The sequence below is a fragment of the Leptolyngbya sp. FACHB-8 genome (assembly GCF_014695575.1).
GTDB lineage: Bacteria > Cyanobacteriota > Cyanobacteriia > Elainellales > Elainellaceae > Vacuolonema.
This window is the reverse complement of the sequence record NZ_JACJOO010000047.1, coordinates 105,795-117,361: the sequence shown is the minus strand read 5'-3', so window position 1 is coordinate 117,361 and position 11,567 is coordinate 105,795. Positions and strand designations below refer to the sequence as shown.

Below are 11,567 nucleotides of genomic sequence, written 5' to 3'. Positions count from 1 at the left end.
TCCCACTCAAGATTCCCGCTTTCATGCTGGACGAGATTCTTATAGAGCCTCATAAAAACAGAGAAGCCCTGGTTAACTTTTTAAGTGGTAACCAGAATGTTTTGACTGGCGTTTCCATTCCCAAAAGCTAGTATTAAGGCCGTTTTGGGTTGATCCGTTTCTTGATAGGACGACAGCAGCGATCGCCCCACACCAGAATGCACTAACTCGGCATCCAACACAGGCTGCCAGTTCTTTGGAGCAGGCGTCTGAGAAGGAAGATGGGGGTTTAGATTTAGAAAATTCTCAGGTAGAATTGGCAGTCTCGATGGAGCTGCTTCAGACTGCGCAGGATTCAATAGCGCATCCGTAACCCCTGGATTTGACGGCTGAGCAGAATTGTGAGCAGGAGCCGCGCTATCTCCCAAAAGCGGATCGGTCTGTCCAGAGCCTTGAGATGATACTGGCACAGTTTCCTGCTGCGGTGCCTGGGAACCCGATGACGGCCCGGAGGGCGGCGATTCTGTCGCCATTGTCGGCTGATCCCCTGGAGGAAGCGATTCTATCGGAGCCCCCGAGGTTGGGGGAGAAGACGCAGAGCCTGAGCCTACACCCATCAGACCGACACCAGGAGACGGAGGGTGAGGCTGGCCCGAGGAGGGCGCACCATTACCCGGTCCAGCTACTGGTAAACTTCCGCCTGGATTCTGTGCGCCTTCCCGAGCGGGGAATCCCTCTACCCTCTGCGGTTCAACGGGTGCAGCCGGGCGCACCTGCGGAGTAGAGCTTGCCCGAGCGACGACTGTAACTGGAGCAGCGGCAGGTTCTACGACTGGAATTGAGGCATTGGACTTAACCGGTGGGGATGGCAGTTCTACAACGGTCGGGGCAGGTGGATCAGGAAGGCGATCGCCCCCCCTGTTTCCCATAACGATTTCCCGCCAGGTAAACTGTGGAACCTCAGCCAAAGGACCAGAGCGAGCAATTAATAGGGGATCCGCCGACAGGGTTGTGGAATCGGAGGGTAGGTTAACCTCCGATGAGGGGAGCTCGTTGCTCTCCCCTTGGGTGGCCCGGGGAGGTGCATCCTTTAACGAGCGGACATCCGGGCCAGAAGTTGTTGCATCGGATTGGGGATAAGAGGCGATCGCCCATCCCCCTGACAACAAGCCATTTGTAGGCCGGTCCCCTCCGGGCATCATCTCCGCAGCCAGCAACCATTGTTGGAATGCAGGCAATTCCTGCAAAACCAGCACCAGAGCCACAGGCCACAGCAGCATCGGGTCAAACCCTGAAGCTCGCCATCGACGGTACCATCCGCCCTGGGGTACTTCTGGGGTATCGGTTTGATAAAGCTGGTAAAGAACGTACCGTTCCAGAAAGCTGGCGACCGATAAGGTCGGCAGGTCTTCAGTCGGTTCAAGGGGATTATCGTCGTGAGGGTGGGCGATCGCCACATCCAGCGCCCCATCTCGGTCAGGGGAATAGACCTTGAGCACTCTCCGAAACTGGCTCGTGAGCTGGTGGGCCGGACCACAGCCCTGCTCCTGAGCCAGTCGGTGGTACAGTGCCGTCAAATCATCATCCGTTACATAGCCCTGCACCTCGCGAGATTGCAAAATCTCCCATAGCACGTCAAAGTCTGACGTGGCGTCCTGGTGCAGTGCCTCCCAAATCAAGCGTTCTCGCACTAAAACATGCTTCATAGACCGCTGCCTCTGGCCCCTTTGATGTCCTAGTGTGCCCGCTTCCTCTCCCGCTTAAGCATCTGATGTCACAGAGCATCGGGTGTCACAGGAGACGAGCTTAAAGCTGACAGACGCCCCTCCCGATACATCTGACGCAATTCTTCAAACGTTGGCTCAGAAGGTTCTGCTTCAACCTCCTCTGCAATCAAATCTTCGAGATTGCAATTGAGGGTACGGCACAGGCGAATGAGCCGTTCGATCCAATCCAAACCGCTACGACCCCGCTCCCAGTTAGCGATCGTCGTTTCAGTAACCCCAACTGCCAGAGCCAATTCTCGCTGGGTGAGGCCAGCCTGCTCGCGCAACGCGGCGATCTGCGAAATTGTCATCGTTTCATCCCAGAGATTGAGGGGAAAGGCAGACTGTGGGGTATCCGCCTTAAGGTCACTCCTCTATCATAGTCGCGCTTGACTAAATTTCTTTAGGTAAACCTTGCAGATCTATGAAGTTTTAGCCTAAATTGTTTTAGGGTGAAGTTTTTAGGGCATCCTGATTATTAGAGGCAGCGATTCCAATAGGCCGTGCTGTCCACGTCACTCATATGGAGAATTAGTTTATGGCCTTAGATTTAACCAACACGGACTCATCGCTATCTAGCGAGCTTTCCCCTTCCTCTGAAGAGACTGATGTTCAGTGGATTGACCCTATTGATTGGGTGGTAAATGATTGGGTTGCTTTCGAGCCAGTTGATTCAGGCGTTTTTGAAACATTTCAGACCTTCCAAACCTTAGGCGGCGAAGCAACAGACAATTCACCCGAGGAGGGAGCTACCACCCCTGATGCTGAGCTTATGGCCACGACCTCAATCATCATTACAGATCCGCTGATCTGCTTCCCTCCAGGCTTTCGTCCCGGATCGACGACCAGAGGCCCCAGACTCGATGACCCCATTCCTACAGATCCGTGGCCTATGCCTGAAATACCCGGTTCTGACCTCGATGTCATCTATGTAGATGACATGCCCACAGTTGTAGATAACTTAATCACAGGCACTTCCGGTAATGATCGGCTGACGGCTGGCTCAACCAGCAGTGGCATTTATGGTGGGCAGGGTAACGATACGATCCGGGGGAGCCAGCAGCGTGACTTACTCTGGGGTGACGAGGGAAATGACAAAATCCTAGGGCGTGGCGGGAGCGATCGCCTCTATGGGGGCGATGGCCGCGATCGCCTGAGGGGTGGTGCTGGGGATGACATCCTGCGGGGTGGCACCGGAAGAGATACGCTTCTTGGCGGGACTGGGGATGACACCCTGTTCGGTAACGAAGGCCGAGATAGGCTCAAGGGCGGAGCTGGAGCCGATGTATTTGTTCTGGAAGCAGGCACTGGGACAGATAAGATTGTAGATTTTGGGGCGGGCGATCGCTTGGGTCTGGTACAGATTGCCTTCTCCGAGCTCACCATCCGACAACAGGGCGACAACACCCGCATCAAACTTGGCGGAGAAACGTTGGCAATCCTTGTTGGAGTTGATGCCAACACTATCACTCCAGCCGATTTTGGCCATATTTCTTACGCTCTATAAGTGCGTATTTGAAACGTTAAGCGTGCGTGTTATACAGAGAGACTCATCCGTTCTCAAACGTTTCAAACAACTTCTTGAACAGGGTTGGAATATTTTGGTTCAAGGGATGCTTAAGTCCGTAAAGTATCTGTCTGTTTCATATGTTTCAACCTTTCAACTATAGAATGTTCGATTCGATGCAAAGTTAATAACTGTGCTTCGCGCCCACGGTCATTAATCTGAACATTCTCTCAGGCTGGGCCGCTCCAAAGTCCAAGATGCTGATGCCTTCCGCAGGTCTGGCGGGAACATCAGCTTTTTCTTTTGTTTAAGACTTATTTTTTTATGCAAGTTATACGTCTTGCCAATCTAATGAGATATGAGAGAAGGCGTGGAACGTAGTCTGACGTTTGGGGTTTTCCCGCATTCATATCCTTCTCTTTTGCTGAGCTGGCAGCATTATGTAGGTTGATGAAGTACAAAAAGCAGTGTGTGGTGCTACGCACCACACACTGCTTTTTGTACTTCATCAAATTGAATACTGAAATGGATTCAGGGCCTGCTTGAAAGGCCATTTTTTCGTGCACTTCCTGCACGAAAAAATGAACCTTTCAGCCAGCTTTAAAGCGCGTCCTACCGAGGACGAACAAATCGGCTATTCGCCCGTACTAAGCAAATCTGATCGTTATTTCCGATCGATACTTTAAGCCAAGGCAGCCCTCGGGAATCTGTCATTGTCGCAAATCCAGCGGGAGTCGTATTGGCAGTTAATACTGTTCCCGTCGCGAAACGGCGTACAACGCCCCAGTTCACCACATCCCTGCGGGGAAGGCGCGCATCCGGTGCATACCATTCTGCAGGCATTTGGCTCGACCAACGACAATTCAAGCCATTTGGGTCAGGATCAACTACTTGCCAGGAACTATGGCTGGTACGCGCTGTGTAGTCACCATTCGCATTGGGTTGAGGTAATCGTGCTTGCTGGGCAGCCACCACCGAAGAAGTAGACAGAACTCCTACAATGGCCAGCAATACAAGGGCTCTCGCTTTCATAAATATGAACCTTTCAACAAAAACGATAATCAGGATAGAAAAGTGTCCGAAAAGTTTATTCTTTTTCGCACTCTCTACAGAAGAAACTAGCTTTACTAGAACGGATAAACATTCTTGAAAACTAAATTCAAAGGGCTGAATTCTTCTGTTTTAGTGCAACTCTCAAACACTTTTTAGAACTACAACAGAACCTGAAAGCAATACGGAAAAATGCGATTAAATAATGGGAACTTCACCCATTCGGGTGATTATTTAGTCAAGGTGAATAACCCAGCTCAATTAAACCTACGGTGCTTTGCACTTGAATCAGCTACGGTTGTTTTTGTGAGAGCCACGCGGAACATGGCTCTCACAAAAACAATCAGATTTTAAGCGTTTGAAAAGCGCTGTAAAATTCAAAAAACCATGCTCCTTACCACACTAAGGCATGAGTTTTGGGTCTTGTTTCATTAAGTTGCACTGTTAATCCAAAAAGCAGGGATTGGTAGAAACTACTCCTAGAACGATTGAGTGAATAAACAATAAGTGGCTCATACTGTTTTTATATGAAGCTGCACAGAATGAGAGTTGCGGCGGGTACCCGCCGCAACTCTCATTCTGTGCAGCTTCACATTGATTTGGTATCAGCCAATTAACAGATAACCCAAAAGACGATGCTGACTGCATTGTGGCCAACATAGCCTTCAAATTAAATGGTTAACGATGACCACTTACTCAGGCTTGGTCCCGGAATGCTGAAGTTTTGTGATGGCTTTTGAATTTAATGCACACTTCTGGCAATTCTAAAAATAGGCATTTGCCTTTTTATAGCCATTGAGAAGCAGGTAAACCTGTTCAATAATTGGAACTGCAATCTTCAAGCGTTCCAATCTATTGCATTGGAGGTTGTCCTCCGGGCGATCGCTATAAACAGGCCAATGTTCAAGCAGGTACTAAACATTGGGAGGAAAGGCTGTGGTGCGGATACCTCGCGTCCTGATTACGGGGTTAATTGTGGGGGTGTCCCTGGCGGTAGTGCCGCTCGTTCCGCGACTTGTGCACCCTGCACCGCGATCGCTCACTCTACTGCCCACAGATTGGCCCGGCGATCAGGGCTTCATTGCTATCCAGGAGTTGGGCTTAGACAAAAGCCATGGCTTGGATCTGAATCTACCAGCGATCAAGACATCAGACGATATCGTCCAGGCATTTCGCAATGGCACCACAGATGTTTTAAATTTCACCCTCGATGTTGCCATCAACCTGGCAGCCACGGATCCCGATATGGCTGTCATCTATGCCTATAACGAATCGAGTGGAGCCGATGGCATGGTTGCCCGCAAGGAGATCCGTACCCTGGCTGACCTACGGGGCAAACGGATTGGAGCAGAAACGGGAGCCACCAGCCACTACCTGCTGTTGGCTATTCTAAAGAAAGCCGGGTTAACCCTGGATGACATTACTTATATTGATGTGCAAGCCGATGAGGTCAACCAGGCCCTCGAAACAGGTCAGGTTGATGCCGTCGTCACCTGGGAACCGAACCTAAGCACAGCAGTGGCATTGCCCAACATGCACATTCTCACCACATCTCGAGATTTTCCCAATTTGATTCTGAATGTACTTGTGGTTCGCAAGTCAAAACTGCAAGCTAATCGAGATTCCTATATTCAGCTCGTGGAAGCCTGGGATCAGATGCGGGCAACGTGTGAAACCGAAGCAGATCGCTGCTGGCAGCTACTTTCGGCAATCAACAATCGCCCCAGCGAAGCTCTTAAAGCCGAGGCCGATGGCATTCGTTTTCTACGGCTTGAAGACAACCACCGATTGTTTGCCCCCCAAGGCGGACCGAACACCGTTGCGGCACAATTGCAAGCGACCTACGACTTTCTGAAAAGTACGAATCCCAACCTATCAGACTTTGACCCTCAATCCCTTTACGAGCCATCCATTGTAGAGGCGGCCCGACCATGACATGGCAGTATTCCAACCGGGTTTCAAACTAAAATCACTGATTCTGGCTACCTATGGGGCATTTTTGGGCAGCTGGGGTGCTGTTGTACTCACCCATGCGATGCATGACACGGCGACGCATGCCCATACCTGGCGAGAGGTTGGGCACCAGGAAACCCTATTCATCGGTCTGGTTTTAGACCGCGCCTTCAAGACGGGCGATCGCGTCGCTGTAGAAGCGGCCCTATCTCGGCTGTCTGTAATTGGGGGGCGTGTAGATGTCCTGGTGGTCGGGTCAGAGGGAACCGTGCTGGCCCGTCAGCGGGGAGATTCCCATTGGGATACCGAAGGCGATCGCGCTTCTTCTCCTGCTGCATGGCAAGACCTGGCAGAAGAGGCCATGCGATCGCTCCGCCTCTCCTCGGCCCCTGGCCCCAAACCCTACTACCACAACTATGCCCTCCCATTGACCAACCAGCAAGGTCAGGTGGCTGCGGCTCTGGTGGTGCGAGTGAACTGGCAGCGGGAGTATCAGGAGGTCTGGCGATCGGTAACAATCCGACTTCTGCGGCAGGGACTGGTGGGCATCGCTCTGGTAGCCCTGGTGGAAGCCCTGGTGCAATGGGGTTTGTTTGCACCCGTTCAGCAGCTCATTCAATTAAGCCAGTCGGTATCTCAGGGCAATTTGCAGGCTCGCTTCCACTTCTCCGGCAGTGTACTGGAGTTGACGATGCTGGGACAAACGTTTAACCACATGCTCGAAGTTCTAAGCACTCAGCAAACCCAGCTTCAGGATCTCAATAACAATCTAGAAACCATGGTTCGTGTCAGAACCGAGGAATTGCAATGCCAGAAGGAGTTGGCCCAGATCACCCTGCAATCCATTGAAGACGCTGTCATTACAACCAACTCGGCAGGCCAAATTCAGGCCATGAACTCGGCAGCTGAACGGTTGACAGGATGGCAAGAAGCCACTGCCGTGGGATGTCTGTTACCCCAAGTTTTGCAGATGCGAAGTATTGAGGGAGAGGAGATCGTGCCTGCCTGCCTGCAACAGGTGCTTCAGGGCAGCCCCGTAATGAGTTTGACCCATGACAACACCTTGCATCCCCGAAGCGGTCAGGCTTTTGCGGTGCACTACTCGGCCGCTCCCATCCGCCTTGGGGGCGACATTATTGGGGCTGTGCTGGTGCTGCGAGATATGACAGAGGCTCTCTCCCTCTCCCAAAAACTCTCCTGGCAGGCCAGTCACGATGCGCTAACCGGGCTAATCAACCGCCATGAGTTTGAGGTTTGCCTGCAACAGGCCATGTCCACAGCCCATAGCAGCAACCTGAAGCATGTTTTCTGCTATCTCGACCTCGACCAATTCAAAATTGTGAATGACACTTGCGGTCATTGCGCAGGAGATGAACTCCTCATCCTGATTGCTCAGCTTATGCACGAGCAGGTCCGCAAAAGCGATGTCTTTGCTCGGTTAGGGGGCGATGAGTTTGGGGTGTTGCTATGGGATTGCTCTCCGGAAACAGCGATGAACATTGCCCAACTGTTGTGCGATCGCGTCCATAATTTCCGCTTCTCCTGGCAGGATAAGGTTTTTACCATCGGGGTCAGCATTGGCCTGGTAGTGGTTGATGACAATTTTCAGAACCATACCCAGGTACTCAGTGCGGCTGATTCTGCTTGCTATGCAGCCAAAGCCGGAGGCCGCAACCGGATTCATGTGTATCGGCAAGACGACGAGGATCTGATGCGCCAGCGCAACGAGCGTCAGTGGGTTTCCCAAATCACCCGGGCACTCGAAGAGGAACGGTTCCAACTTTATTACCAGCGAGTACAGCCAATCCAATCGGGCCAATTGGCAACACCGCGACCTTACATTGAAATTCTGCTGCGCATGATAGGCCTGGACGGTCAGCCCATCCCTCCGATGGCATTTATTCCAGCGGCTGAACGGTATGACCTAATGCCCAAGCTTGACCGTTGGGTGATTGATCACTTATTTGCGACTCTGTACATCCGTATGCAGCAACCCGATCCACGATGGAGTGGGATGACCCTGGGGCCATACTGCCATCTTGATGGCATCTATGCGGTGAATTTATCGGGAGCCAGCCTCAGTGACGAACATCTGGTGGACTTTATTCGTGAGCGCTTGAGCCACTATCAGATTCCCCCCAGCATGATTTGCTTTGAAGTGACGGAGACAGCAGCGATCGCCAATCTCAAAAAAGCTGTTGCGCTCATTCAGGATCTCAAACGCATGGGGTGTCACTTTGCTTTGGATGACTTTGGTAGCGGCATGTCATCCTTCGCCTACCTGAAGACTTTGCCAGTAGATTACCTCAAGATCGACGGCATGTTTATCAAAGATATGATGACCGATGTACTGGATCTAGCCATGGTCAACGCCATTAATCAGGTCGGCCATGCCATGAATTTGCTCACCATTGCCGAATTCGTCGAGAATGACGAAATCACCGAAAAGCTAAAACAAATCGGCGTTGATTACGCTCAGGGCTATGGGATCTCGTTTCCTCAACCATTTTTGGCACGAGAATTTGACACCGTGGAGGCCGTCTATCAGCTCTAAAGCCGGAAACTGCTGTCTGAGACGAGCGGTTTTCGGGCTGGATTTCAGCATGAGAATAACTGGGAAATCAACCCATGAGGGGGTTCTCTCACCTCCGAACCTTCGCAAACTTAAGCCGTCGAGTACTATGGCGATATGATGACTTCAAGAACTGTATCTGTAGTAGCAATCGGGCCGTGGCAAACAAAAACGAAACCCCTGCACTGATTCTGTCTCTGCTCGTGACCCTGGCCTTAATCGGGGCTGGAGCCTGGTGGTTTGTGGGCCGCTTCAATGTGGGAAATGTCTTGCGTCCCTCCTCACCCACGGCGACGGCTCCCGATGCACCAGACCAGGGCACTTCCCCCGGGACCGATACCCCCATTGCTCAACGATTGAGCCTGGGACAACAAGTCTTATTTCCCCAGGGTGCGTCTGAAGACAAAACAGCGGCGGTGGCGGCGATCGCCAACCAGAACTACTCAGAAGCCGTACGTCTGTTAGAAGCCTCACTGCAACAGAACTCCAACGACCCTGAAGCCCTAATTTATCTGAATAATGCTCGGATTGGAGATGGCCCGTCTTACACCATCGCCGTTTCGGTACCGGCTGGCACGGTCACTAATGTAGCGCTGGAAATACTGCGGGGCGTTGCCCAAGCTCAGAATCAGGTAAACCAGGCAGGGGGCATCAACGGTACTCCCTTGCGGGTGCTCATTGCCAGTGATGATGACGATCTGGATACGGTGAAAACCGTTGCCCGTAGCCTGGTGGATGACTCCAAGGTGCTGGCGGTTATTGGCCATTTCAGCAGTAACGCGTCGCTGGCGGCTGCGCCCATTTATAACGAGGGGAAACTCGTTATGATTTCTCCCACCAGTACCTCCATCCAGTTGTCGGGGCAGGGGAATTATATTTTTCGCACCGTGCCGAGCGATCGCTTTACCGCCACGGCCCTTTCCCGACACTTAATGAATACAGGACAGCAGCGCAACGTTGTCGTCTTTTTCAACGGCCAGAGCGACTATAGCATCTCCCTTAAAAACGAGTTCTCTACGGCCTTTGCAACGGACGGCGGGCAAATTCTATCAGAGGTAGATATTACAGGTAACGGGTTTGATCCTGGGAATGCTGTAAAGGCAGCCCAACAGCAACAAGCTGAAGCGCTGGTTTTGTTAACCAACTCTGGCAACATCGATACCGCGATTCAAATGGTTGCGGTAAACCGCCGACAGTTGCCCCTGGTGGGTGGCGATGGCCTTTATAGCCCCAAGTTGTTGCAAATTGGCGGTGCCAATAGCGAAGGGATGGTCGTTACAGTACCCTGGATTATCCAGGCCAATGCTCAATCGCCATTCACCAAAACGGCCCGGCAACTCTGGGGGGGAGATATTAACTGGCGTACAGCAACAGCCTATGATGCTGTGATTGCCATTGTTGAAGGATTGCGCGCCAATCCCACTCGCGAAGGTATTGACACAACGCTTCGAAACTCTAGCTTTGCCGTTGAAGGGGCAACCGGAAGCATCCGCTTTTTGGCATCGGGCGATCGCAATCTTCCCATGCAACTGGTAAAAGTCGCTCCTGGTTCCCGCTCAGGCTTTGGGTATGATTTTGTGCCTGCTCAATAACGCCTAAACTCATCGCTATGCTGGCTATATGCATCACACACCATAGCCAACAAAAACACACTAGTACGCTGAGGCGGAAATCCATCACCTATGTTTTGTGTGGGGTGCTTCGCACCCCACACAAAACATAGGTTGTGAACTTAGGCCGCAGCCTACTAGGGATAGTGAGCTTACACAAGCCCTAGAATCAACAGACCTCCTGCGTGAGTCGTTGCGCGGCGGAGCCGCGCAACGACTCACGCCCCCAAAAACGATTCATACAGAAGGTCTTTTAATGCACGATCCTAGCGATGCCACATCCATGGATGCTTTATACGTTTAACTACGAACACTAAACAGAGAAATAACGTGCAACAGATAATTGTAATTAACGTTTCTCGAATATTAGGGGACACAATCAGCAGAAAGCCCTGATCTTTAATGAGAGCCGAGAAGCTAGAAACGCAAAACGGCATTAGATAGAGCCTAAATAGTTGCCAGTGATCACGTCGACCATCTCTACTAGAGGATACACTCAAGATTAATCCGGTACCAATAACAGCACTGATTCCTAATGAATTAATCCAAAGTTTGAGAGATGAATCAAAGTAGAAGTAAACGGTAACCAGATACCAAATGAGATAGCACCAGAGAACAGCTTTAGCTGGCTTAATCTCATAAAAATATCTAACCAGCCATTTCATGTTGCCACTCTCAAGAGTTGAATTAGCATTCAACATACACTCACTCTTTAAAGTGAATGTGTAACAAGGAGTGCAATTTCGATCGCTCTAACTCAACGACCTTCTACTTCTCAAAAGATGTTGAATAGGGTTGGGGTGTAACGTCAGAATTTGAAGAGGCTGAGCTCGGTAGCCAGTAAATTTTACATACTGTGAGCGAGGGTTGGGCGATCGCTGTAGCCAAAATCGTTTGAAGCAGCATCAGCAATGCTCCAACGAGGGTAATGCATGCAATCAACAGAGTACAGTAAATCATAAAAACCCTGAATACTATAAAAGTCGAGTCTGTAGCCTTTGGATAAGAGCTTACCCCTAGAATGCCCGTCCCTCGCACAAATTATAAAGCCGCCACAAAATCTGATATTAACCAGGGGGTGAAATGGAGCGCCAAACTATAGTTGACGTTCCATTTCACCCCCCAGCTAG

7 protein-coding genes are annotated in these 11,567 nt (G+C 51.1%); 4 read left to right on the top strand and 3 right to left on the bottom strand.

What is annotated here, in order from left to right:
• Positions 1-80: 80 nt before the first annotated feature.
• Both H6F91_RS10150 and H6F91_RS10145 read right to left on the bottom strand, forming a co-directional pair.
• On the bottom strand, positions 81-1,685 hold the full coding sequence (locus H6F91_RS10150; RefSeq protein ID WP_190771819.1) for a hypothetical protein: 1,605 nt from the start codon (positions 1,683-1,685) through the stop codon (positions 81-83).
• Positions 1,686-1,753: 68 nt separating this feature from the next.
• A complete protein-coding gene (locus H6F91_RS10145) occupies positions 1,754-2,056 on the bottom strand; it encodes a helix-turn-helix transcriptional regulator (RefSeq protein WP_190771818.1) in 303 nt (100 codons plus the stop codon).
• 227 nt (positions 2,057-2,283) lie between these two features.
• On the opposite strand from H6F91_RS10145, the gene H6F91_RS10140 reads away from it, so the two are divergent.
• On the top strand, positions 2,284-3,252 hold the full coding sequence (locus H6F91_RS10140) for a calcium-binding protein (protein ID WP_190771817.1): 969 nt from the start codon (positions 2,284-2,286) through the stop codon (positions 3,250-3,252).
• 612 nt (positions 3,253-3,864) lie between these two features.
• Here H6F91_RS10140 and H6F91_RS10135 read toward each other — a convergent pair.
• A complete protein-coding gene (locus H6F91_RS10135; RefSeq protein WP_190771816.1) occupies positions 3,865-4,284 on the bottom strand; it encodes a hypothetical protein in 420 nt (139 codons plus the stop codon).
• A gap of 954 nt (positions 4,285-5,238) precedes the next feature.
• On the opposite strand from H6F91_RS10135, the gene H6F91_RS10130 reads away from it, so the two are divergent.
• The 3 genes from H6F91_RS10130 to H6F91_RS10120 all read left to right on the top strand — a co-directional run bounded on the left by H6F91_RS10130 (position 5,239) and on the right by H6F91_RS10120 (position 10,419).
• Positions 5,239-6,237: an ABC transporter substrate-binding protein gene (locus H6F91_RS10130; protein ID WP_190770580.1), complete on the top strand. Its 999-nt coding sequence runs from the start codon at positions 5,239-5,241 to the stop codon at positions 6,235-6,237.
• A 1-nt stretch (position 6,238) separates the two neighbouring features.
• Complete coding sequence (locus H6F91_RS10125) at positions 6,239-8,809, top strand: EAL domain-containing protein (RefSeq protein WP_190770581.1); 2,571 nt, start codon at positions 6,239-6,241, stop codon at positions 8,807-8,809.
• A 176-nt stretch (positions 8,810-8,985) separates the two neighbouring features.
• On the top strand, positions 8,986-10,419 hold the full coding sequence (locus tag H6F91_RS10120; RefSeq protein ID WP_190770582.1) for an ABC transporter substrate-binding protein: 1,434 nt from the start codon (positions 8,986-8,988) through the stop codon (positions 10,417-10,419).
• The last annotated feature ends 1,148 nt before the right edge of the window (positions 10,420-11,567 follow it).

Bases quoted from the DNA above. Each gene is read 5' to 3' on its own strand.
- H6F91_RS10150 (WP_190771819.1), bottom strand. From the start codon at position 1,685: ATGAAGCATGTTTTAGTGCGAGAACGCTTGATTTGGGAGGCACTGCAC.
- H6F91_RS10135 (WP_190771816.1), bottom strand. From the start codon at position 4,284: ATGAAAGCGAGAGCCCTTGTATTGCTGGCCATTGTAGGAGTTCTGTCT.
- H6F91_RS10145 (WP_190771818.1), bottom strand. From the start codon at position 2,056: ATGACAATTTCGCAGATCGCCGCGTTGCGCGAGCAGGCTGGCCTCACC.
- H6F91_RS10140 (WP_190771817.1), top strand. From the start codon at position 2,284: ATGGCCTTAGATTTAACCAACACGGACTCATCGCTATCTAGCGAGCTT.
- H6F91_RS10125 (WP_190770581.1), top strand. From the start codon at position 6,239: ATGGCAGTATTCCAACCGGGTTTCAAACTAAAATCACTGATTCTGGCT.